Annotated in this window: 22 protein-coding genes; 15 read left to right on the forward strand and 7 right to left on the reverse strand. The window is 56.2% G+C overall.

Features of this window, described 5'->3' with window-relative positions; translation table 11 throughout:
• Positions 1-90: 90 nt before the first annotated feature.
• On the forward strand, positions 91-2,295 hold the full coding sequence (locus BM347_RS02660; protein WP_425442445.1) for a hybrid sensor histidine kinase/response regulator: 2,205 nt from the start codon (positions 91-93) through the stop codon (positions 2,293-2,295).
• On the opposite strand, the gene BM347_RS02665 is transcribed toward BM347_RS02660, so the two are convergent.
• The gene (locus tag BM347_RS02665; protein WP_093914854.1) at positions 2,296-2,889 is read right to left on the reverse strand and encodes a gamma-glutamyl kinase; all 594 of its coding nucleotides are present in this window, start codon (positions 2,887-2,889) and stop codon (positions 2,296-2,298) included.
• A 206-nt stretch (positions 2,890-3,095) separates the two neighbouring features.
• Between BM347_RS02665 and recA the strand changes: the two genes are divergently transcribed.
• The 3 genes from recA to BM347_RS02680 all read left to right on the forward strand — a co-directional run bounded on the left by recA (position 3,096) and on the right by BM347_RS02680 (position 7,248).
• Positions 3,096-4,166, forward strand: a complete 1,071-nt coding sequence (gene recA / locus BM347_RS02670; protein WP_093914855.1) for a recombinase RecA — start codon at positions 3,096-3,098, stop codon at positions 4,164-4,166.
• Positions 4,167-4,298: 132 nt separating this feature from the next.
• Entirely contained in the window at positions 4,299-6,956 is a 2,658-nt protein-coding gene (gene alaS, locus BM347_RS02675; RefSeq protein ID WP_093914856.1) for an alanine--tRNA ligase, read from the forward strand.
• A gap of 4 nt (positions 6,957-6,960) precedes the next feature.
• Entirely contained in the window at positions 6,961-7,248 is a 288-nt protein-coding gene (locus tag BM347_RS02680) for a DUF1330 domain-containing protein (protein ID WP_093914857.1), read from the forward strand.
• 182 nt (positions 7,249-7,430) lie between these two features.
• On the opposite strand, the gene typA is transcribed toward BM347_RS02680, so the two are convergent.
• The 6 genes from typA to BM347_RS02710 form a co-directional block, all read right to left on the reverse strand.
• Positions 7,431-9,251 carry a translational GTPase TypA gene (gene typA, locus BM347_RS02685; RefSeq protein ID WP_093914858.1) on the reverse strand — a complete coding sequence of 607 codons (1,821 nt, stop codon included), beginning with the start codon at positions 9,249-9,251 and terminating at the stop codon, positions 7,431-7,433.
• Between the two features lie 128 nt (positions 9,252-9,379).
• On the reverse strand, positions 9,380-9,709 hold the full coding sequence (locus tag BM347_RS02690) for a DMT family transporter (RefSeq protein WP_093914859.1): 330 nt from the start codon (positions 9,707-9,709) through the stop codon (positions 9,380-9,382).
• Between the two features lie 124 nt (positions 9,710-9,833).
• Entirely contained in the window at positions 9,834-10,442 is a 609-nt protein-coding gene (locus BM347_RS02695; RefSeq protein WP_093914860.1) for a YitT family protein, read from the reverse strand.
• A gap of 137 nt (positions 10,443-10,579) precedes the next feature.
• Entirely contained in the window at positions 10,580-11,794 is a 1,215-nt protein-coding gene (locus BM347_RS02700; RefSeq protein ID WP_093914861.1) for an NADP-dependent isocitrate dehydrogenase, read from the reverse strand.
• Between the two features lie 85 nt (positions 11,795-11,879).
• The gene (locus BM347_RS02705; protein WP_093914862.1) at positions 11,880-12,467 is read right to left on the reverse strand and encodes an HD domain-containing protein; all 588 of its coding nucleotides are present in this window, start codon (positions 12,465-12,467) and stop codon (positions 11,880-11,882) included.
• Between the two features lie 31 nt (positions 12,468-12,498).
• Positions 12,499-13,152, reverse strand: a complete 654-nt coding sequence (locus tag BM347_RS02710; protein ID WP_093915388.1) for an alpha/beta hydrolase — start codon at positions 13,150-13,152, stop codon at positions 12,499-12,501.
• Between the two features lie 177 nt (positions 13,153-13,329).
• Between BM347_RS02710 and iscR the strand changes: the two genes are divergently transcribed.
• From iscR to BM347_RS02765, 11 genes are all read left to right on the forward strand, one after another.
• The gene (gene iscR / locus BM347_RS02715) at positions 13,330-13,791 is read left to right on the forward strand and encodes a Fe-S cluster assembly transcriptional regulator IscR (RefSeq protein WP_093915389.1); all 462 of its coding nucleotides are present in this window, start codon (positions 13,330-13,332) and stop codon (positions 13,789-13,791) included.
• Between the two features lie 96 nt (positions 13,792-13,887).
• Complete coding sequence (locus tag BM347_RS02720; RefSeq protein WP_093914863.1) at positions 13,888-14,955, forward strand: cysteine desulfurase family protein; 1,068 nt, start codon at positions 13,888-13,890, stop codon at positions 14,953-14,955.
• Positions 14,956-14,974: 19 nt separating this feature from the next.
• On the forward strand, positions 14,975-16,495 hold the full coding sequence (sufB, locus tag BM347_RS02725; protein ID WP_093914864.1) for a Fe-S cluster assembly protein SufB: 1,521 nt from the start codon (positions 14,975-14,977) through the stop codon (positions 16,493-16,495).
• 5 nt (positions 16,496-16,500) lie between these two features.
• Positions 16,501-16,692, forward strand: coding sequence for a hypothetical protein (locus BM347_RS02730; RefSeq protein ID WP_093914865.1), 192 nt, complete (start codon positions 16,501-16,503; stop codon positions 16,690-16,692).
• Complete coding sequence (locus BM347_RS02735; protein ID WP_093914866.1) at positions 16,689-17,003, forward strand: heavy metal-binding domain-containing protein; 315 nt, start codon at positions 16,689-16,691, stop codon at positions 17,001-17,003. Before BM347_RS02730 ends, BM347_RS02735 begins: the two co-directional genes overlap by 4 nt.
• On the forward strand, positions 17,003-17,809 hold the full coding sequence (locus BM347_RS02740; RefSeq protein ID WP_093914867.1) for a polysaccharide pyruvyl transferase family protein: 807 nt from the start codon (positions 17,003-17,005) through the stop codon (positions 17,807-17,809). The genes BM347_RS02735 and BM347_RS02740 overlap by 1 nt, the downstream gene beginning before the upstream one ends.
• Positions 17,810-17,900: 91 nt before the next feature.
• Positions 17,901-18,656, forward strand: a complete 756-nt coding sequence (gene sufC / locus BM347_RS02745; RefSeq protein WP_093914868.1) for a Fe-S cluster assembly ATPase SufC — start codon at positions 17,901-17,903, stop codon at positions 18,654-18,656.
• Positions 18,656-19,939 (forward strand): SufB/SufD family protein, encoded by a 1,284-nt coding sequence (locus tag BM347_RS02750; protein ID WP_093914869.1) that lies wholly within the window; start codon positions 18,656-18,658, stop codon positions 19,937-19,939. Before sufC ends, BM347_RS02750 begins: the two co-directional genes overlap by 1 nt.
• Positions 19,939-20,424 carry a YIP1 family protein gene (locus tag BM347_RS02755; RefSeq protein WP_093914870.1) on the forward strand — a complete coding sequence of 162 codons (486 nt, stop codon included), beginning with the start codon at positions 19,939-19,941 and terminating at the stop codon, positions 20,422-20,424. Before BM347_RS02750 ends, BM347_RS02755 begins: the two co-directional genes overlap by 1 nt.
• Positions 20,421-20,999 (forward strand): Yip1 family protein, encoded by a 579-nt coding sequence (locus BM347_RS02760; protein WP_093914871.1) that lies wholly within the window; start codon positions 20,421-20,423, stop codon positions 20,997-20,999. Before BM347_RS02755 ends, BM347_RS02760 begins: the two co-directional genes overlap by 4 nt.
• A gap of 13 nt (positions 21,000-21,012) precedes the next feature.
• A complete protein-coding gene (locus tag BM347_RS02765; protein WP_093914872.1) occupies positions 21,013-22,233 on the forward strand; it encodes a cysteine desulfurase in 1,221 nt (406 codons plus the stop codon).
• Positions 22,234-22,273 lie beyond the last annotated feature (40 nt).

The following is a 22,273-nucleotide window of genomic DNA, read 5'->3' on the forward strand; positions in this document are numbered from 1 at the left end:
GGAGGGTCGTTTTTGTCAAAGCCGAACAACGAAGCACTGGTTAGGCGCAAGCGGTTGCTTATCGTTGTTTTCGCGGCCGTCGTTGCGGCTATTGCAGCGGTTGTTTCGCAAAATCATCCCCTTACCATCGTGTTTATGGCGGCAGCAGGCGCTTTTTTAAGCGTTGCGGCCCTCGGGTTTGTCGCAGATGTCATTTCGGTTAACCGGCGCGGCAAGGACCGACAGGCCATTGTCGATTTTATCGCCAATGACGCCAGCCCTAGTGTCTTTGCCACCGAAGATGGGGTGGTCACTGCGCAAAACTTGGCCGCAGCAGCATTGTGCAAGGTCAACCCGGCAGAGTCCGTGACGGCGTTTTTATCCAGCCAGTTCGCTAATCCTTCGGCCATTGTTTTCCGGTTGCAAGATCGCGCGGAAAAAACCGGTGCCGCGCGCGAGGATATCGTCACACGGTCGGGTCATGTGCGTCTTTCCCTGCACCGGGTTACGGATGGATTTCTGTGGCGTGTGGAAACCATCCAGGAAAAGGGCCCCGCGCGGTCGCGTGATTTTGAACAGTCTTTGCCCATGATGATGGTGGGCCGATCCGGTGCCGTCTTGTTCATGAACGAGGCGTCGCGCGGGTTGATTGGCAGCCGGGTCAAAACGCTGGACCGCGTCTTTAAGGCATTGCCTGTTACTCATGGCGATCTGGCCGAGGTCATGACCGTCGAGGGCGAAGAAACCATGCTGGTCGGAGAGCTTGAGGCCGGTGCGGGTCGTAAGGCATTGTATTTATTGCCCGCCTACGCGCCACGATCGCAGGATGCGGAATGGCGCGGGTTTCAGGAATTACCGATTCCTTTAATCAAGATCGCCCCGAATGGCGCAGTGATGTCGTATAATCAGATGGCGGAAAATCTGGTTGGCCCCCAGCTACAGCCCGGAGCGCCCTTGGCGTCTCTGATGGAAGGTTTGGGGCGGTCGATCAATGACTGGCTGACGGAAACGCTTGACGGCAAATTGATGCAGAAATCCGAGTTTTTGCGCTTGAAACGCGATGACCGCGAGGCGTTTGTCCAAGTGACGTTAAGCCTTGTGACCGATCAGGGGGAGCCTGCATTAATCGCGGTGCTGAACGATGCGACACAGCTAAAAACCCTTGAGGCGCAGTTTGTGCAAAGCCAGAAGATGCAGGCAATCGGGCAATTAGCTGGGGGGGTTGCACATGATTTCAATAACCTGCTGACTGCGATCTCCGGCCATTGTGATCTTTTGCTTTTGCGCCATGATCAGGGGGATTCTGATTACAGTGACCTGATCCAAATTAACCAAAATACCAACCGTGCCGCTGCATTGGTAGGGCAGTTGCTGGCGTTTTCCCGCAAACAGACATTGCAACCGGAAACGCTGGATCTGCGCGATACGCTGGCCGATCTGACGCATCTGTTGAATAGGCTTGTGGGTGAAAAAGTGACCCTGACCCTACGCCATGATCCGGTGCTTAAACCGATACGCGCTGACAAAAGGCAATTAGAACAGGTTCTTATGAACCTTGTCGTGAACGCCCGCGATGCAATGCAGGACGGCGGAGAGATCAAGATCACCACCGAATGCTTGGACTTGCAAGAACCGCTGTCCCGCGACCGCGTGAGCGTACCGCCGGGCCAATATGTAACGTTGCAGGTCGCGGACGAAGGCACTGGGATAGCTGAGGATAAGCTGCAAAAGGTGTTTGAGCCGTTCTACACGACCAAGCGTACAGGCGAGGGGACCGGCTTGGGGCTGTCGACGGCCTATGGGATTATCAAGCAATCGGGCGGTTTCATCTTTGCGGATAGCACCGTCGGCGTCGGAACCGTCTTTACCCTTTATTTTCCTGTGTTAACAAGAGCCATGACACAAAAACCAGACAAGGCGGCCGCGCCAGCAGCAGCGGCCACAAATTTCGACGATGGCATCATTCTACTGGTAGAGGATGAAGCACCGGTGCGCGCCTTTGCCAGCCGTGCCTTGCGGATGCGGGGCTATACCGTGCTAGAGGCCGAATCTGCCGAGATGGCGCTGAAAACCCTTGAGGATGAGACATTGAACGTCGATGTCTTCGTCACAGATGTGATTATGCCGGGGATGGACGGGCCAAGTTGGGTGCGTGAGGCGCTGAAAGACCGGCCAGGCGTGCCCGTCGTATTCGTGTCAGGTTATGCAGAGGATAGTTTTGGCGCGGAGCAAACGGCCATTCCAAACTCTGTTTTCTTGCCAAAACCATTCTCGCTTACTGATTTGACGAACACGGTCCATAGCCAAATGCGCTGATCATGGGATGGAAGCGTACAGTGCAAACTCCTCGTGAAACTTGCGCCGAAACCGTTGCTCCACGTCGGGGGACAAGGTTAATTCCATCTGCGGGGACACATTTTCCCGTTTAAGATCAAATGTTACCCCCAGCCTGTCAGATAGAAACGACTGCAACCTAGGTTGATCTTCATATCTGAAATAATGAGTAATGCTCGTGCCATTGGGCTGCGCCGCCATAAAGTTCAGCTGGCTCCCCACATCTGCGAACCCCGGTTTTTTGCCTTTCATGTAAGCCAGGATAAAGTCATCAAAACTAATGTCGAAAGTGGCGTTCGGTTTGCCTCGCATAAAGGGCCGCTGGCGGTAGCGATACCAACTACCAAGCCAGCTGATGGGTTCGCGCATCACGGCCATAAGCTCCATTTCCGCGTCGCACACTTTCAAGAACATCGGCCTGATGAATCGGTTGTATCGATAGACCGGCGCATGTTTGAGCATGGGGGGCTCCGAGATCACCAAATCTGCCCGTGGGGCCAATGCGGTCTCGTAGGCGGTTGTTCCCGTCTTGGGGACCGACAAAAAAGCAAGCCGTTCTTTAAAGAAAACAAGCATATAGACGATTTTCCAAGTTTAATTCTTACGGCCTATCCGTTGTAAATCTGATGTTAATCACTTCGGCTAAAAGATGGAACATGAAACAAATTGATTGAAATGTTCTGCATTTGGTCTCATATGGAACATATAAGGAACAAAACCCGAGTGGCGCATGCAGCGATTGCGGCTTGGACACCACTGTGACAGTAAAGGGATACCCTCAAATGGCAACGGCAGATCTTTTGACAATGGACAACAAGAAACAAGCTGAAAAGCAAAAAGCCCTTGATAGCGCGCTGGCACAGATTGAACGCCAGTTCGGCAAGGGGTCGATCATGAAACTGGGTGCCGAAGGTGCCATACAAGACATCAAACACAGCTCGACCGGCTCGCTTGGCTTGGACATCGCGCTTGGCATTGGTGGCTTGCCAATGGGCCGTATCGTCGAGATTTATGGCCCGGAAAGCTCGGGCAAGACCACACTGACCCTACATTGTGTTGCTGAGCAGCAAAAGCAGGGCGGCGTTTGTGCATTCGTTGATGCCGAGCACGCGCTTGACCCGCAATACGCGAAAAAACTTGGCGTCGACATCGACGAATTGCTGATTTCGCAGCCGGACACGGGCGAGCAAGCTCTTGAAATTGTGGATACTTTGGTGCGTTCAGGCGCTGTTAACATGGTTGTTGTCGATTCGGTTGCGGCGCTGACACCAAAATCCGAACTCGAAGGCGATATGGGTGACAGCTCTGTCGGTGTTCAGGCGCGGCTGATGTCGCAAGCGATGCGGAAACTGACGGGGTCTATCTCGCGGTCGAACTGCATGGTGATCTTTATTAACCAAATCCGGATGAAAATTGGCGTGATGTTCGGCTCCCCCGAGACGACATCAGGCGGCAACGCGCTGAAATTCTATTCGTCTGTGCGGCTTGATATCCGCCGGATCGGCGCGCTTAAGGATCGTGACGAAGTGGTCGGAAACGCCACCCGCGTTAAGATCGTTAAGAACAAGGTTGCCGCGCCATTCAAACAGGTTGAATTCGACATCATGTATGGCGAAGGTATCTCGAAGATGGGCGAGCTGTTGGATCTGGGCGTCAAGGCAGGCGTGGTCGATAAATCGGGATCATGGTTCAGCTATGGTGACGAACGGATCGGGCAGGGGCGTGAGAATGCCAAGACCTTCCTGAAAGAAAACGAAGCCATGGCGCTGGAGATCGAAGACAAAATTCGCGCCGCCCATGGGCTTGATTTCGACGGGTCCGAAAAAGACGATATCGACATTCTCGAGGCATAATCCGCCTTTAGCGAAAAGTTTAAGGGGCGTGCCAATGGGCGCGCCCTTTTTCGTTTGGGGGAACTGTGGACAGTGCCCCGTCGCAAGGCTATTTGAGTGCAACACTTTTTTGCCCCTCGAAAGGCCCCGCATATGAAGACGCTAAACGATATCCGATCCACTTTTTTGGGATATTTCGAAAAGAACGGCCATTCGGTGCAGCCATCCAGCCCGCTGGTGCCGCGCAATGATCCCACATTGATGTTTGCCAACTCGGGCATGGTGCAGTTTAAAAACCTGTTCACCGGCGTCGAAACCCGTGATTACAAACGCGCGACGACGGCGCAGAAATGCGTGCGGGCAGGCGGCAAACATAACGATCTGGATAATGTCGGCTATACGGCGCGCCACCATACGTTCTTTGAAATGTTGGGAAATTTCAGCTTTGGCGACTATTTCAAAGCCGAAGCAATTGCATTTTCATGGGAGCTGATCACCAAGGAATTGGGCATTGACCCCAAGCGGCTTTATGTCACCGTTTACCATACCGATGACGAGGCTGCGGATATCTGGAAAAAGGTCGCAGGACTGCCCGATGACCGCATCATTCGCATCGCGACCGATGATAACTTTTGGATGATGGGGCCGACTGGTCCTTGCGGTCCATGCTCCGAGATTTTCTATGACCACGGCGATCACATCTGGGGTGGCCCTCCCGGATCTCCGGAGGAGGACGGCGACAGGTTTGTCGAGATCTGGAACCTCGTTTTCATGCAATATGAACAATTCGAGGATGGCTCCCGCAAGCCGTTGCCGAACCAGTCGATTGATACGGGCATGGGCATCGAACGGGTCGCAGCTTTGCTGCAGGGCACCAACGATAACTATGCCACGGATTTGATGCGCAACCTGATTATCGCCAGCGCCAATGCGTCAAATACCGATCCTGACGGGCCGGGTAAAACCCATCATCGTGTGATCGCCGACCACCTGCGGTCGACGTCTTTCCTTATCGCTGATGGTGTGATGCCTTCAAATGACGGGCGCGGCTACGTTTTGCGCCGGATCATGCGCCGCGCCATGCGCCACGCGCATTTGCTGGGTATCCAAGACCCGCTGATGCACCGTCTGGTGCCTGAACTCGTTCGCCAAATGGGCGGGGCCTATCCCGAATTGAGCCAGGCGCAGTCGCTGATCACTGAAACGCTCTTGCTCGAAGAGACCCGTTTCAAGAAAACGCTCGACCGTGGGCTCAAGCTGCTGGACGACGAATTGCGCGATCTGCCTGCCGGTGAAAACCTGTCTGGCGAGGCTGCGTTCAAGCTTTATGACACCTATGGTTTCCCCGTCGATTTGACCCAGGATGCCCTGCGTGAAAAAGACCGCGGCGTGGATCTGGATGGCTTTAACGCTGCCATGGACAAGCAAAAAGCACAGGCCCGTGCGGCGTGGTCCGGTTCGGGCGAAGCGGCGGATGCGACCGTTTGGTTCGACGTGGCAGAGGCTGGCGGCACCACTGATTTCCTGGGCTATGATACAGAAACTGCCGAGGGTCAGATTGTTGCATTGGTCCAAGATGGTGACCAAGTTCAGACGGCCAAGGCCGGCGATAAGGTGCAGATTGCCCTTAACCAAACCCCGTTTTATGCCGAAAGCGGCGGGCAGGTAGGCGACACTGGGATCATCAAAACCGATACGGGCAGCGTCTCAGTCACCGATACGCGCAAAACGGCTGGCGTCTTTATCCATTTTGGCGATGTGGTCGAGGGCACTGTGACCCCCGGGCAGGCCGCTGTGTTAGACGTGGATCACACCCGCCGCACCGCCATTCGTGCCAATCACTCGGCCACCCACCTGTTGCACGAGGCCTTGCGCAACGCGCTTGGTGATAAGGTTGCGCAGCGCGGGTCATTGAATGCGGCGGACCGTCTGCGCTTTGACTACAGCCATAATCACGCGATGACGCCGGATGAAATTTCGCAGGTCGAACAGGAAGTAAACGCCTATATCCGCCAGAATGCGCCCGTTGATACCCGGATTATGACGCCCGATGATGCCCGCGCTTTGGGCGCACAGGCGCTGTTCAGCGAAAAATACGGTGACGAGGTCCGCGTGGTGTCGATGGGCCGCGAGGTCGGGTCAGGCAAGGGCGCGGATAAAGAAACCTATTCGCTCGAACTTTGTGGCGGTACCCATGTGCGGCAGACCGGCGATATCGGCGCATTTGTGATCCTTGGCGACAGCTCCAGCAGCTCCGGCATCCGCCGGATCGAAGCCTTGACCGGTGACGAGGCACTTGGCTGGTTGCGTACGCAGGAATGCACCTTGTCCCGTGTGGCATCGGAATTGAAAACATCGACCGCCGATGTGCCGGACCGCGTGCGTGCCTTGATGGATGAACGCAAACAACTCGCCAACGAGGTCGCGCAATTGCGCCGCGAACTTGCGATGTCCGGGGGCGGGTCCACAGCCCCCGAGGCGCGCGATATCGGCGGGATTCAGTTTATCTCGCAGGTGTTGTCTGGCGTGACGGGCAAGGATCTCCCGGCGCTGGTGGATGAATATAAGTCCAAGCTGGGCAGCGGTGCCGTGCTACTGATCGCTGATGCCGATGGCAAAGCGGCAGTGGCTGCCGGTGTGACCTCTGATCTGACCGCTAACACATCTGCCGTTGATATCGTCAAGGCCGTGGTCGCCGAACTGGGCGGCAAAGGCGGCGGTGGCCGTCCGGATATGGCCCAAGGCGGCGCAAAAGGCGTTGCAAATGCTGACGCGGCTATCGCGGCTGCCGAAGCCATCTTGAAAGGATAATACAATGTCAGCTCTCTGGATCGCCCATGTCACCGTCACCGACGAAGACGCATACGGCCAATACGCCAAACTCGCCGGCCCGGCGATTGCCGATCACGGCGGCAAGTTTCTGGCCCGTGGCGGCCGCTTTGTGCAGCTTGAAGGCAAAGAACGCCCGCGCAATGTCGTCGCCCGCTTCCCCTCGCTAGAAGAAGCCGTCGCCTGCTACAATTCGCCTGCCTATCAAGAGGCGCTAAGCCACGCCAAAGACGCGTCTGAACGCGAATTGATGGTTGTCGAGATCGAAGACTGATCCCCATCTAAACGCTTACCAGACATAGCATGGGCCCGCCTCGGCGGGCCTTTTGCGTTTCCAACCCTCTGCAGATCACGCGGCTAAACGGCCAACAAAAAAGAGGGGCCGCAAAGCCCCCCTTTTCCAAATGGTCCTAAATCCCGGGGGGCCGGGGGCTGGCCCCCGGTCCGGTATTTAAATCAGGCAGACTTCGACATCCGCTTGCGCTCATGCGGGTCAAGATAGCGCTTGCGCAGACGCACGGCGTTTGGCGTCACTTCCACCAATTCATCGTCGTCGATATAGGCGATCGCCTGTTCCAGCGTCAGCGTGACAGGCGTGGTCAGGCGCACTGCTTCATCCGTACCGGAGGCACGCACGTTGGTCAGTTGCTTACCCTTCAACGGGTTCACTTCCAGGTCGTTCTCGCGGCTGTGTTCGCCGATGATCATGCCCTGATAGACAGCTTCCTGTGCGCCGATAAAGAATTTGCCTCGGTCTTCCAGTTTCCACAGCGCGTAAGACACCGATGTACCGTTTTCCATCGAGATCAGAACACCAGCACGGCGGCCGGGGATCGCACCTTTGTGCGGGGCCCAGCCGTGGAACACGCGGTTCAAAACGCCTGTACCACGTGTATCGGTCAGGAATTCACCGTGATACCCGATCAGGCCACGCGATGGTACCAATGCGATGATGCGGGTCTTACCGGCCCCTGCGGGTTTCATCTCGGACAGTTCACCCTTGCGTGGGCCGGTCAGCTTTTCAATCACGGCACCGGAATAGTCGTCATCCACATCGATGGTGACTTCTTCGATGGGCTCAAGACGCTCGCCATTCTCGCCTTCGCGGAACAGAACCTGAGGGCGCGATACCGACAGTTCAAACCCTTCACGGCGCATGTTCTCGATCAGAACACCCATCTGAAGTTCACCACGACCGGCAACTTCAAAGGATTCGCCGCCGGGGCTATCGGTGACTTTGATCGCCACGTTTGATTCGGCTTCTTTCATCAGGCGGTCACGAATGACGCGGGACTGAACTTTCTTGCCGTCACGGCCAGCCAACGGGCTGTCGTTAATGCCGAATGTGATGGTGATTGTGGGCGGATCGATCGGCTGCGCGGGCAGGGCGGTGTCAACCGTTGTGGCCACAATGGAATCTGCAACCGTCGCTTTGGCCATGCCTGCGATGGATACGATGTCGCCGGCTTCGGCCACGTCGATGGGTTGTTGCATCAGGCCACGGAACGCCATGATCTTGGTCACGCGGAAGTTTTCGATCAGCTTGCCATCACGCGACAGCGCCTTGACCTGCTCGCCTGTTTTCAACTGGCCTGTTTCTACGCGGCCGGTCAACATGCGGCCGATAAACGCGTCTGCACCAAGGGTGGTGGCCAGCATGGTAAACGGCTTGTCGATATCTTTCAGCTGCTTGGGTGCCGGTACGTGCTTGACGATCAGGTCGAACAGCGCAGACAGGTCCTTGCGCGGGCCGTCCAGCTCCATATCGGCCCAGCCGTTGCGGCCCGACGCATACATGTGCGGAAAGTCGAGCTGTTGGTCATTGGCACCAAGGCTGGCGAAGAGGTCGAAACATTCGTCCAGCGCGCGATCGGGTTCCGCATCGCCCTTGTCAACTTTGTTCAGCACAACGATGGGGTTCAGGCCCAGTGCCAGTGCTTTGGATGTCACGAATTTGGTCTGAGGCATCGGGCCTTCGGCCGCATCCACCAGCAGAACAACGCCATCAACCATCGACAGGATGCGTTCAACTTCGCCACCGAAATCGGCGTGGCCGGGGGTGTCAACGATGTTGATCCGCAGGCCTTTCCACTCGACCGATGTCGGTTTGGCAAAGATCGTGATGCCGCGCTCACGCTCAAGATCGTTGCTGTCCATGGCGCGTTCAGTGGTCGCCTGGTTTTCACGGTAGGTGCCGGATTGTTTCAGAAGTTCGTCGACCAGCGTCGTTTTGCCGTGGTCAACGTGAGCGATGATTGCGATGTTGCGCATGTCCATTGGGGTATGCCTTTGATAGGAAAGAGGGCCGCGCGCACTGTTGCACCGCAGCATTTGCGCCGCGCATATCGTGGTGCGCGCCAGAAAGCCAGCCCTAATCCCGATCCGGTACGGTGGTTGAGCAGGATTTAGTGTGTTGTGGTATTTGAAAACAGATGGATCACCAAAATACCCGCGACGATCATCATCAGGCCCATCACCGCGGCGAAATCAAGTTTTTGCCCAAAGATGAGATAGCCGAGCGCCGCGATGCACACGATCCCGAGGCCGGACCAAATTGCATAGACGATTCCCACCGGCATCACCTTGAGCGCGAGCGCCATAAAATAGAACGAGATCACATAAAACACGACCGCCCCGACCGATGGCCATATCCGCGTGAACTGCTGCGACGCCTGAAGCGCCGTGGTGCCTAAAGTCTCGGATATAATCGCGATAAACAACCAAAAGTAATGCATTTTCGTACAATCCTTATCGCTTGGGGTGTCGGGCGGCGTTTGCTGATTTTCAAACTGTCGCTGGGCCGCCTCTCCAGTCCTGAAGAATTTTAATCAAAATGACCAGAGCTTTGATGTCACAATTCTAGGCCGCGATATAGCGGTCCCTGCGGTGGTTGAAGGTGATAATCAGGTTTAGCACCACGGCCCCTAGCAGCGAATAGATCACGACCGAGGCGGGGAACAGGAAAAGGGCCACCGCAAAGATCACAGCATCGGTGATCAACTGCACCCAGCCTGCTTTGAAACCGGTGGTGTCTTGCACCAGCAGTGCGATAACGCCCAGCCCGCCCAAGGACCCGTTGTGCCGGAACATCGCCAGCAGGCCGAGGCCGACCAAGGACCCGAAAATCACAGCGCCCAAGGCAGGATCAAGTTTTTCTATAGTAAAACCCAAGGGCAGTAACGTGGTAACGACGGATAAAAGCGTCACAGAGATCAGGGATTTGATGGTGAATTCAATCCCAAGCCGTTTGTAGGCGATAAAGTAGAACGGCAGGTTGATCGCGAAAAACACCAGACTAAAGGAATAGCCGCTGAGATAGGCGATGATCACGGCCAAACCGGCGGTCTGTCCGGTGATCAAACCGACCGAGGTCAGAACATGCATGCCCAACCCGCATAGAAACACCCCAAGGCTAAGGCCTTGGATATCATCGGTCAGATTATGGTCGGGGCTCAGCGGCTTTTTCATGCTTCTGAGATAGGACAGGTCTATTGACCTGTCTAGGGGTGTGACCCAAGTTTATGCCGCGCTGCAGCGTTCCGCCGCGTAATTCTGCTTAACCGCACAAAAAAAGGGCCGCACTGATATGTGCGGCCCTTGCCGGATTAGCCTTTGAGGGCCTTGTTCAGGTTCTCGTCGACCTTCTCAAGGAAGCCCATTGTGGTCAACCAGCCCTGATCGGGGCCAACGAGCAAGGCCAGATCCTTCGTCATGAAGCCCGATTCTACCGTATCGACGACCGTTTTTTCCAACGTCTCGGCAAAGCTTGTGAGGGCGGCGTTGCCATCCAGCTTGCCGCGATGCTTGAGCCCGCCGGTCCACGCGTAGATCGAGGCGATGGAGTTGGTCGATGTTTCCTCGCCCTTTTGATGTTGGCGGTAGTGGCGGGTCACGGTGCCGTGGGCGGCTTCGGCCTCGACCGTGTTGCCATCGGGGGTCATCAAAACGGATGTCATCAGCCCAAGCGAGCCAAAGCCCTGAGCCACGGTATCGGACTGCACATCGCCATCGTAGTTTTTGCACGCCCAGACGTAGCCACCGTTCCATTTCATCGCACAGGCCACCATGTCGTCGATCAAACGATGTTCATAGGTGATACCAGCTGCTTTGAATTTATCAGCAAATTCAGTCTCGTAGATGTGCTGGAACAGCTCAAGGAAGCGGCCGTCATATTGCTTGAGAATGGTGTTTTTGGTGCTCAGATACACCGGCCAGCCAAGGTTCAGGCCGTAGTTCATCGAGGCGCGGGCGAAATCGATGATGGATTTATCAAGGTTGTACATCGCCATCACGACGCCTGCATCAGGCGCGTCAAAGACTTCACGCTCGATCTCGGTGCCGTCTTCACCGACGAATTTCAACGTCAGCTTGCCTTTGCCGGGGAATTTGAAATCGGTGGCTTTGTACTGGTCGCCAAAGGCATGACGGCCCACGACAATCGGCTTGGTCCAGCCGGGCACAAGGCGGGGCACGTTTTTGCAAATGATGGGCTGGCGAAAGATCACCCCGCCCAGAATATTGCGGATCGTCCCGTTCGGGGAGCGCCACATCTCTTTCAGGCCGAATTCTTCAACGCGCGCCTCGTCCGGGGTGATGGTCGCGCATTTAACGCCGACGCCATATTCCTTGATCGCATGGGCGGCATCGATGGTGATTTGATCGTTCGTCTCGTCGCGAACTTCCATTCTCAGATCATAATATTTCAGATCGATGTCGAGATAGGGCAGGATCAGCTTTTTCTTGATGAAATCCCAGATGATGCGGGTCATTTCATCGCCGTCGAGTTCGACAATCGGGTTGTCCACCTTGATCTTGGTCATGGGTGTTCGGTTCCTTTAAGGTTGGCTATCGAGGGCTGGTCTATCACTATTGTTGTGTGCAGCATCAGGGTAAATGTTAGGTAAATCAGCTTTGTCTATGTGCGGCAAACCATGTGGAAACCCGGGCGCGGGCATAGTGCCAAAGCCCCGGCGCACCGGTATTGATCTTGGTGCCGACCTTTTTGATAAACTGGGGCTCGGTCACATTATATTCGATCCAGCTGCCGCCGCCCGCAGCAAGATTTTGAATGGGCGGCTGAAAGCGATCAAGGGATTTGGCAAATTGCGCGGTCGGGGTCTGGTTGGCTTCGAACTCTTCCCAGGTGGCACGCAGATCGTCACGCAAGTCGCTGGGTAGAAGGCCGAATATACGATCTGCGGCGGCTTGTTCCTGCGCTTCCATATCGGTGATGTCATGATCGCCGAATATCGGGTTATCGCCGGCGTCGATTTCGACGAGATCATGCAGGATCAGCATTTTGATCACGCGGGTGATGTCCACGTCGGGGCCGGCTTGATCGGCAAGCACCAACGCGTAAAGCGTTAGATGCCAGCTATGTTCGGCGGAATTCTCAGACCGCGACGCATCGCAAAGCAAGGTGCCGCGCATGACCGACTTGAGCTTGTCCGCCTCGTTCAGAAAGGCGATCTGCTGCTCAAGTCGTTCAGTCATGGTGAGTGGGTCCTTGCTGTGTTGTTGGCTATCAGCGCGTTGTCTCGGTCAGGCGACGTTTGACGTAGTCAGTCGTCGACGTGATCAGCGTGTCCATATGCGGCTCTTCAAAGAAGTGGCCGGCACCCTCGATCTCTTGGTGGGTGATGGTGATGCCTTTTTGCTCGTGCAGCTTGTTTACCAGATTAACGGTATCAGCAGGCGGTGCAACGCGGTCAGCCGAGCCGTTGATGATCAGACCGGAGGCAGGGCAGGGCGCAAGGAAGCTGAAGTCATACATGTTGGCAGGTGGTGCGACCGAGATAAAACCTGTGATCTCGGGGCGGCGCATCAAAAGCTGCATGCCGATCCAAGCCCCGAACGAGAAACCGGCAACCCAGCAATGCTTGGAGTTGTTGTTCATCGATTGCAGGTAATCCAGCGCAGATGCGGCATCGGACAATTCGCCGATACCCTGATCATATTCGCCCTGGCTGCGGCCAACGCCACGGAAATTGAACCGAAGGACGGTAAAGCCCATGTTATAAAAGGCGTAGTGCAGATTATACACGACCTTGTGGTTCATGTTGCCGCCGAACTGTGGGTGCGGGTGCAGCAGAATGGCGATCGGCGCGTCGCGCTCTTTTTGTGGGTGGTAGCGGCCTTCGAGGCGGCCTTCGGGTCCGGGAAAAATAACCTCGGGCATGGGCATCCCTGCTTTGGGTCCTAAAGGTTCAGCGGAATAGTTGACGAATTCGCTAAGCCACCTTAGAACGGTTCTAACTTGTTTGATCCCAGCGTTTCTGGGTGTCAGGCATTGCACTTAGGCATTTCAAGCGTCGCCGTCAATCAAACAGGCGATTTTGACAAAGGGATCATTGCGATGAAGCTGTCAACCAAAGGACGTTATGCCATGGTGGCACTGACCGATATAGCGTTGCAACCCGGCGGGGCATTGGTGTCCTTGGGCGATATCGCCGAACGGCAGTCGATCTCTCTGCCCTATCTTGAGCAGCTATTTGTAAAGCTGCGCCGGGCCGGATTGGTGACATCGGTGCGGGGGCCCGGCGGCGGCTATCGCCTTGGGCGGCCAGCATCTGACATTCGTGTGGCGGATATTCTGGTGGCCGTCGATGAAAAGGTCGATGCCATGCATGTGGGCGCGGGCGCGTCGGGCGGATCGTCGGGCAGCCGCGCGCAATCGCTGACCAACCGCCTGTGGGAAGGCCTAAGCGCGCAAGTCTATGTTTTCTTGCACCAAACGCGTTTGTCCGACGTGGTGGCCAATGAGTTGGCCCCATGTCCGGCGGTGCCGAACCTGTTTGCCGTCGTGGATGAGGAATGAAACTAAAGGCCGCGCAAGCGCGATTCCTTTTGTGATAGATGATGAGGGACGCTGTCCCTCAAACTCCCTGGGATTTAGGACCATTTGGAAGCTGCTGTGAGAGTGTATCTGGATCATAATGCGACCACGCCTTTGCGGGCCGAAGCGCGGGATGCGATGATTGCCGCGATGGATGTCGTGGGCAATCCGTCCAGTGTGCATTCCGAGGGACGCGCGGCCAAGATGCTGGTGGAGCGGGCTCGTGCGCAGGTGGCGCAATTGGTCGGGTGCAAAACCACGCAGGTGATCTTTACCAGCAGTGCGACCGAGGCCGCGGGTTTAGCTGTGGCGCAGAAGGGGCACCACGGCGGGGTATTTGGCGCGTTGGCGACCGAGCATGATTGCCTGGGGGTCTGGAGCGAGGTTGAGATTGACCTGGCGTCCGGGGATCTGGCAGGGGCCGACTTGGTCGCGATTTCAGCGGCAAATAGCGAAACAGGTATTTTGGGCGATGCGGGCCGTGTCATTGGCAGCACAGCGCAGTATTCGACTGTTTGTGACATCACGCAGTTGGCCGGAAAAATGGCCGTGCGCTATCAGGCTGAAACGCCATCCTATGCGATTTTATCGGCCCATAAGATGGGCGGGCCAAAGGGTGTTGGTGCGTTGATCAACTTTACCGCGGATGATCCGGAACCGGTTTTGCGGGGTGGCGGGCAGGAAATGAATCGCCGGTCGGGGACCGAAAACGTTATCGGGATTGCGGGATTTGGGGCCGCGGCAGAGGCCTCAGGCCGTGATGTTGACGCTGGACGCTGGGAGGCGGTGGCGGAACTTAGAAATATTCTAGAACAGACTATTGCGACTGCGTCTGAACAGACTATTTTTGTAGGTGAAGACAAGCCGCGCTTGCCGAACACCACCTGCATGCTGACCCCCGGTTGGAAGGGCGAGACGCAGGTGATGCAAATGGATCTGGCGGGGTTTGCGGTTTCGGCAGGATCAGCTTGCTCGAGCGGCAAGGTAAAAGCCAGCAAGGTCTTGCAAGCCATGGGATATAATGACACCGACGCCGCAAGTGCGATCCGTGTGTCGTTGGGCCTGGAGACAACACAAGAAGATGTGCAGCGCTTTGCGAAAGCCTGGGCAATAAAATTCGAGAAACATCAGATGCGGGCGGCGTGATGCCCGAAGCGAGAGGAATATGAGCTTGGACACGACAATTGTAAAAGAAGGCGTCGATCAAGAGACAGTTGATGCGGTACGCGAAGTTGGCGGTGCCTATAAGCATGGCTGGTCCACCGATATCGAAATGGAGTATGCCCCTCTGGGGTTGAACACCGATATCGTCAAGCTGATCTCGGAGAAGAATGACGAGCCGGAGTGGATGACGCAGTGGCGCTTGGATGCCTATAATGTGTGGTTGACCAAGAAAGAGCCCGACTGGGCGATGGTTGATTATCCCGAGATCGATTTCCAGCAGCAGTATTACTATGCGCGGCCCAAATCGATGGCGGTCAAGCCCAAGTCACTGGATGAGGTCGACCCCAAACTGCTCGCGACTTATAATAAGCTGGGTATCCCCTTGAAAGAACAGGCGCTTTTGGCGGGTGTCGAAGGGGCTGAGGAGCTGACGGATGCGCCGCGCAAGGTGGCTGTGGACGCGGTATTTGACTCCGTTTCCGTCGGCACAACCTTTCAGAAAGAGCTGAAGGCCGCTGGCGTTATCTTTTGTTCGATTTCCGAGGCGATCCGTGATCACCCCGAGCTTGTGAAAAAATACCTTGGCTCGGTCGTGCCGGTGAATGACAACTTTTATGCCACGTTGAATTCGGCAGTGTTTTCCGACGGATCGTTTGTGTACGTCCCGCCGGGCGTGCGCTGCCCGATGGAATTGTCCACCTATTTTCGCATCAATGCGGAGAATACCGGCCAGTTTGAACGCACGCTGATCATCGCCGATAAGGGGTCCTACGTGTCCTACCTTGAGGGCTGTACCGCGCCACAACGTGACGAAAGCCAGCTGCACGCTGCCGTGGTCGAGATCATCATCGAAGAAGACGCCGAGGTGAAATATTCCACCGTTCAGAACTGGTATCCCGGTGATGAAAACGGCAAGGGCGGGATTTATAACTTTGTCACCAAGCGTGCCGATTGCCGTGGTGATCGGGCCAAGGTGATGTGGACGCAGGTCGAAACCGGGTCTGCTGTGACGTGGAAATACCCGTCTTGCATTCTGCGTGGTGACGATAGCCAAGGCGAGTTCTATTCCATCGCCATCGCCAACAACATGCAGCAGGCTGATACGGGCACCAAGATGATCCATCTGGGCAAACGCACCAAGTCGCGCATTGTCTCCAAGGGGATTTCGGCCGGGAAGGCGCAAAACACCTATCGTGGGTTGGTGTCGATGCACCCCAAGGCCAAGGAATCACGCAACTATACCCAATGTGACAGCTTGCTGATCGGCTCTGACTGTGGGGCGCACACTGTGCCCTATATCGAGGTCAAGAATAACAGCAGCCGGGTCGAGCACGAGGCCACCACATCCAAAGTGGACGACGATCAGCTGTTCTATTGCCGCTCGCGTGGGATGGACGAGGAAGAAGCCGTGGCGCTGGTGGTAAACGGGTTCTGTAAGGACGTGCTGCAAGCCCTGCCGATGGAATTCGCGATGGAAGCGCAAGCGCTTGTTGCGATCTCCCTCGAAGGATCGGTTGGGTAAGCCAGATGATGCGTAAACTGACATGGGACGTGGCCATTGCCGCTTTGGTATTCTGGGTGCTGATCACCTTTTTCCGGGTGGGTGGTATCTCGATCGAGGCATTTAAATCGACGCTTCCTTCGGTGCTGATCTTTGCGATGGTCTATGCCGCGATCCGTGTCGCTTTGGTGGTGTTGCGCAAGGGGAATGACGAATGATCCTGACCACAACACCCACCATCGAAGGGCGCAACATCGCCGCCTATCACGGCATTGTCGTCGGCGAGACGATCATGGGGGCCAACATCGTGCGCGATATGTTCGCGCGGGTCACGGATATCGTCGGGGGCCGGTCGGGGCAGTATGAAAATAAGCTGCGCCATGCCCGCGAGGCCGCGATGGCAGAGCTTGAGCAAGAGGCGCGCGCCAAAGGGGCCGATGCCGTTGTGGGCATAGACATCGATTATGAAATCATCGGCGATAGCATGATGATGGTTTCTGTCTCAGGTACGGCGGTGCGGCTGGTCTGATGAACGCTGTGGTCGATACCAGCCCCTTGTCGCTGCATTGGTGGCAGGCGGTCCCGAATTTCGGGGACGCGATCAGCCCTGTGGTGCTGTCCCATGTGTCGGGCCGCAAGGTGGTGCATGCAGGTGTCAACAAGGCCGATATCTGGGGCATTGGATCGCTTTTGCAAGTGGTCAAGCGGGCCTATACCGCCAAGAAAGACCTGCGACCGGTGGTGTGGGGTACGGGGCTTTTGCATGCGGTGAATGGCACGCAGTTTACCAAAAATGTGGATATTGCGCTGCTGCGCGGCCCGATTACCGCCGCCTTGCTGGATATTGAAATGTCACGCTTTGGCGATCCGGGGCTGTTGATCAGCGATGTCTGGCCGCACGACCGCACGCCTAATGGCAAGATCGGGATCGTGCCGCATCATTCGCTGATGGATGATCTGGTTTTGACTGCGTTGTTGGACAGCGATGCGAAATATCAACTGATCGATCCGCGTGACCCCGCCCAAGATGTCTGTGCCGCCATTGCCGCCTGCGACCATGTTTTTGCTTCGTCCTTGCATGGGTTGATCGTGGCCGATGCCTATGGGGTGCCGAACAGCTGGCTTGCCCCTATGGGCCAGTCGCGCCTGAAATATCTGGATTATGCGGCCGCCGTCGGGCGGGCCATGTCGGCCCCGATCATGGTCGAGGACATTCCGATGGTCGATCTGCCCAAACCGGATGCAGAGCTGCCTTATCAAGCGGGCATTGATGCCTGCAAAGATGCCGTTTATGCAAGCTTCCCCAAGGCGTTACGCGCCGGAGGTGTTGCATGATCCCCGCAAACGAAAGCACCGCGACCGCGGGCTTTTCATTCACCCTATTCACTGTCATTGCAGCGCATAAGCGCAAGAAAAGGAGCCTCCCATGCTGAGCATCAAAGGCCTGAAGGTCAAACTCGAAGACGAAGACAAGCAAATCCTTAAAGGTGTCGATCTGGAGATCGAAGCTGGCAAGGTGCACGCGATTATGGGCCCCAACGGGTCGGGTAAATCGACGCTGTCTTATGTGCTGTCCGGCAAAGACGGCTACGAAGTGACAGGCGGCGAGGCCAGCCTAGAAGGTGTTGATCTGCTGGATATGGAACCCGAAGAACGCGCCGCTGCTGGTCTGTTCCTCGCGTTTCAATACCCTGTTGAAATTCCGGGTGTCGGCAACATGACGTTCCTGCGCACCGCAGTGAACGCACAGCGCAAGGCCCGCGGCGAAGAAGAAATGACCGCTGCCGAGTTCTTGAAAGTCGTGCGTGCCCGTGCGAAAGAACTAAAGATCGACGCAGATATGCTCAAGCGTCCGGTCAACGTTGGTTTCTCGGGCGGTGAGAAAAAGCGTAATGAAATCCTGCAGATGGCCATGCTTGAGCCAAAGATGTGCATTCTGGATGAAACCGATTCCGGTCTGGACGTCGACGCGATGAAGCTGGTGGCCGAAGGCGTGAATGCCCTTCGGACCGAAGGGCGCGGCTTTCTGGTGATCACCCACTACCAACGTCTACTGGACCACATCAAACCTGATGTCGTACACATCATGGCGGATGGTCGTATCATCAAAACCGGTGGTCCTGAACTGGCGCTGGAAGTTGAAAACAACGGATATGCGGATATCCTTGCCGAGGTAGCGTAATGGCCGAAGCAGCAGTAAAACAAACCCCGACCGACGCGATGATTGCGACGCTCGACATGCCCCAAGGCGGGTGGTCGGATGCCGCACGTCGCGACGCGCTGGCGCGGGTGCAGGCCATGGGCTTGCCCGGACGCCGTGATGAATATTGGAAATACACGCGGCCAGATACGCTTGTGCAGGCGCAGGCGGTTCCGGCTGCGTTGCGCGACGGCGACGACACCGTATTGTTCGACGCCGTTGACCGGCTAAAAATCGTCTTTGTCGATGGCGTTTTTGACGCTAACGCCTCAGATGATCTGACGCTTGAAGGGATCACGATTGAACGTCTTGCCGATGCGACATCTGATCTGCATTGGGGGCGTGACCTCTATGGCGTGTTGGAAAACAACGGTCAGAACCCGGTGCCGCGCCCCTTGGCCGCGCTGAACACGGCCTTTGCCGCTGATGGTGTGTTGATCCATGTGACCGGCAAGCCGTCCAAGCCAGTGAACATTATTTACCGTCGCACATCGACCACCGCCGACGCGATGCTGCACCACTGTATCAAACTGGACGCCGGTGCCGAACTGACCTTGCTGGAGAATGGCCCGGTTGCCGCGCGCTTTAACGGTGTGCTTGAGGTTGAGGTTGCGGACAAAGCCGCATTCCACCACGTGCGCGCCCAAGGTCGTGACCATGAACAACGTGCGGCCACGCATATTTTTGCGCGTCTTGGTACGGAATCGACGTTCAAATCCTTTACCCTCACAGCCAATGGCGTGATGACACGCAACGATTGCGTGATTGAATTGACCGGCGATGATGCCGCTGCCCATGTGGCGGGTGCCTGTGTCGGCGATGGCCGTGATTTCCACCATGATGACACGGTATTCATCACCCATGACGCCGTGAATTGCGAAAGCCGTCAGGTGTTCAAAAAGGTGCTGCGCAACGGGGCCACTGGTGTGTTCCAAGGCAAGATTTTGGTCAAAGAGGGCGCGCAAAAAACCGATGGCTACCAGATCAGCCAGTCCCTGCTGCTGGATGATGACAGCCAGTTCCTCGCCAAGCCCGAGCTTGAGATTTACGCCGATGATGTGGCCTGTTCGCACGGCTCGACTTCGGGTGCGATTGACGAGGATGCATTGTTTTATCTGCGTTCGCGCGGTGTGCCGCATAGCACAGCGACCGATCTGCTGACCTTGGCATTTCTGGCCGAAGCGGTGTTGGAGGTCGAAGACGAAGACCTGCGCGAAGAAGTCACAGGCCGCCTTGCATCTTGGCTTGAGCGGCACGCGGCCTGATGACAGCCACGCGCGACATCATTGCAAGTTATCGCAACCCGGTCGCCGTGGTTTCACGGCTGCTGGGGCAGGGCATCCGAGAGGATCGTAACCTGATCTATCTGATGGTGGCCTGCCTGATGTTCTTTGTCGCGCAGACACCGCGCCTTGCCCGCGAGGCATTTATCGAGGGCGCGGAACTGAATATGTTGCTGGGGGCCGCGCTGATGGCGTGGCTCTTTATCGCGCCGCTTTTGCTTTATGGCTTGGCGGCGGTGACATATCTGATTTTAAAGCTGTTGCGTGGCAATCCATCGGGCTATTCCACCCGTCTGGCGCTGTTCTGGGCACTGCTGGCGTCTAGCCCGCTGGTGCTGTTACATGGCCTGACGGCGGGGTTTATCGGGCCGGGGATTGAGTTGCAGATTGTTGGGCTTGTCTGGCTTTGTGTATTTTTATGGTTTTGGATCAGCGGCTTGCGCGTCGCTTATAGGCAGTTGAAATGAATTTATCCGATCTGCGCCTATATCTGATCGAACTGGTCGTCCTGTCGCTACGTGATCCACGCAAAGCCGCCGAGCAAATCATCGGGTGGCAGTTGGATCGCGATGTTCTGTGGACCGGTCTTGCACTGGCCGCTGCGGCCAACACAATTGTCTTTTCTGTCAGTGTGCTTTTGCAGCCGTCGGCAGCGATGCCGCTGATCTTTACCAGCCCTCTGGCGATCTTCCTGTTGCTGGCCGGGGTGTTGGCCATCACGGTTCACGGGCTTTACTGGACCGGGCGCGCCATTGGCGGGACGGGCAGTTTGGGCGATGTACTGTCGGTTATCCTATTCCTGCAAGTGCTTAGGGTCATGGCGCAAATTGTCATATTCCTTGTCATGTTCGTGGCCCCAACCCTGTCGTTTATCTTGTCACTGATCACCGGTATTTTGGGGGTGTGGATATTGGTTAATTTTATCGCCGCGGCCCATAGATTTGATAGTCTGGGTCGTGCGGTGGCGACATTGCTCATTTCCATGGCCGTGATCGTGCTGGGGCTTAGCTTTCTTTTGTCCATAATCGGCATCTTCGCCTGAGGAGTATCGCCAAATGTATGACGTCAATAAAATCCGCAGCGACTTTCCGATCCTGTCACGTACGGTCAATGACAAGCCGTTGGTCTATCTTGATAACGGGGCCTCTGCGCAAAAGCCGCAGGTGGTAATTGACGCGATCAGTCACGCATATAGTCATGAATACTCTAATGTTCACAGGGGCTTGCATTACCTTTCTAATTTGGCGACCGACAATTACGAATCTGTGCGCGGCATCATCGCCAAGTTTCTGAACGCGGGTGATGAGGACGAGATCGTGTTCACCTCGGGCACGACCGAGGGCATCAATCTGGTGGCTTACGGTTGGGCCATGCCCAACTTTGAGCCAGGCGACGAGATCATCCTGAGTGTGATGGAGCATCACGCGAATATCGTGCCCTGGCATTTCCTGCGTGAACGTCAGGGGGTGGTGATCAAATGGGTTGATGTGGATCCATCAGGTGCGCTTGATCCTCAGGCTGTATTGGATGCGATCACGCCCAAGACCCGGTTGATTGCTGTGACCCACGTGTCAAACGTGCTGGGCACGGTTGTGGATGTAAAGGCGATCACCGCAGGGGCCCATGCCAAGGGGGTGCCGGTGCTGGTCGATGGGTCGCAGGCCGTCGTGCATATGCCTGTGGATGTCGCGGATATCGGCTGTGATTTCTATGCGATCACCGGGCACAAGCTCTATGGTCCGTCGGGGTCCGGTGCGATCTATATCAAGAAATCCCGCATGGCGCAGATGCGTCCGTTTCTGGGTGGCGGCGACATGATCCGCGAAGTCACCAAAGACAACGTGATTTATAACGACGCTCCGATGAAGTTTGAGGCGGGCACACCCGGGATCGTCCAGACCATCGGCCTTGGCGTGGCGCTGAATTATATGATGGGCATCGGGATGGAGAACATCGCCGCCCACGAGGCCAGCTTGCGCGATTATACTGTTGAGCGTCTGGCGGGCCTGAACTGGGTTCAGGTGCAGGGCACAACGCCCGACAAGGCCGCGATATTCAGCATTACGCTGGACGGGGCAGGGCATGCCCATGACATATCGACTATTCTGGATAAAAAGGGTGTAGCTGTGCGCGCTGGCCAGCATTGCTGTGGCCCGCTGATGCAACATCTCGGCCAGACCGCCACCTGCCGCGCGTCCTTTGGCATGTACAACACCAAGGCCGAGGTCGACACCCTGATCGAGGCGCTCGAGCTGGCGCATGACCTGTTTGCCTGATGTGAAACGGTTTTGGGCCAACGGGCTTGAATTGGCTTGA

Source organism: Sulfitobacter marinus (genome assembly GCF_900116285.1).
GTDB lineage: Bacteria > Pseudomonadota > Alphaproteobacteria > Rhodobacterales > Rhodobacteraceae > Sulfitobacter > Sulfitobacter marinus.

What these genes read in the sequence shown, in the direction of transcription:
- BM347_RS02665 (WP_093914854.1), bottom strand. Translation starts at nt 2,889, where the DNA reads ATGCTTGTTTTCTTTAAAGAACGGCTTGCTTTTTTGTCGGTCCCCAAG.
- BM347_RS02735 (WP_093914866.1), top strand. Translation starts at nt 16,689, where the DNA reads ATGATCCTGACCACAACACCCACCATCGAAGGGCGCAACATCGCCGCC.
- recA (WP_093914855.1), top strand. Translation starts at nt 3,096, where the DNA reads ATGGCAACGGCAGATCTTTTGACAATGGACAACAAGAAACAAGCTGAA.
- iscR (WP_093915389.1), top strand. Translation starts at nt 13,330, where the DNA reads ATGAAGCTGTCAACCAAAGGACGTTATGCCATGGTGGCACTGACCGAT.
- BM347_RS02680 (WP_093914857.1), top strand. Translation starts at nt 6,961, where the DNA reads ATGTCAGCTCTCTGGATCGCCCATGTCACCGTCACCGACGAAGACGCA.
- BM347_RS02710 (WP_093915388.1), bottom strand. Translation starts at nt 13,152, where the DNA reads ATGCCCGAGGTTATTTTTCCCGGACCCGAAGGCCGCCTCGAAGGCCGC.
- BM347_RS02700 (WP_093914861.1), bottom strand. Translation starts at nt 11,794, where the DNA reads ATGACCAAGATCAAGGTGGACAACCCGATTGTCGAACTCGACGGCGAT.
- BM347_RS02695 (WP_093914860.1), bottom strand. Translation starts at nt 10,442, where the DNA reads ATGAAAAAGCCGCTGAGCCCCGACCATAATCTGACCGATGATATCCAA.
- BM347_RS02730 (WP_093914865.1), top strand. Translation starts at nt 16,501, where the DNA reads ATGATGCGTAAACTGACATGGGACGTGGCCATTGCCGCTTTGGTATTC.
- BM347_RS02750 (WP_093914869.1), top strand. Translation starts at nt 18,656, where the DNA reads ATGGCCGAAGCAGCAGTAAAACAAACCCCGACCGACGCGATGATTGCG.
- sufC (WP_093914868.1), top strand. Translation starts at nt 17,901, where the DNA reads ATGCTGAGCATCAAAGGCCTGAAGGTCAAACTCGAAGACGAAGACAAG.
- BM347_RS02690 (WP_093914859.1), bottom strand. Translation starts at nt 9,709, where the DNA reads ATGCATTACTTTTGGTTGTTTATCGCGATTATATCCGAGACTTTAGGC.
- typA (WP_093914858.1), bottom strand. Translation starts at nt 9,251, where the DNA reads ATGGACATGCGCAACATCGCAATCATCGCTCACGTTGACCACGGCAAA.
- alaS (WP_093914856.1), top strand. Translation starts at nt 4,299, where the DNA reads ATGAAGACGCTAAACGATATCCGATCCACTTTTTTGGGATATTTCGAA.
- BM347_RS02755 (WP_093914870.1), top strand. Translation starts at nt 19,939, where the DNA reads ATGACAGCCACGCGCGACATCATTGCAAGTTATCGCAACCCGGTCGCC.
- sufB (WP_093914864.1), top strand. Translation starts at nt 14,975, where the DNA reads ATGAGCTTGGACACGACAATTGTAAAAGAAGGCGTCGATCAAGAGACA.
- BM347_RS02705 (WP_093914862.1), bottom strand. Translation starts at nt 12,467, where the DNA reads ATGACTGAACGACTTGAGCAGCAGATCGCCTTTCTGAACGAGGCGGAC.
- BM347_RS02760 (WP_093914871.1), top strand. Translation starts at nt 20,421, where the DNA reads ATGAATTTATCCGATCTGCGCCTATATCTGATCGAACTGGTCGTCCTG.
- BM347_RS02765 (WP_093914872.1), top strand. Translation starts at nt 21,013, where the DNA reads ATGTATGACGTCAATAAAATCCGCAGCGACTTTCCGATCCTGTCACGT.
- BM347_RS02740 (WP_093914867.1), top strand. Translation starts at nt 17,003, where the DNA reads ATGAACGCTGTGGTCGATACCAGCCCCTTGTCGCTGCATTGGTGGCAG.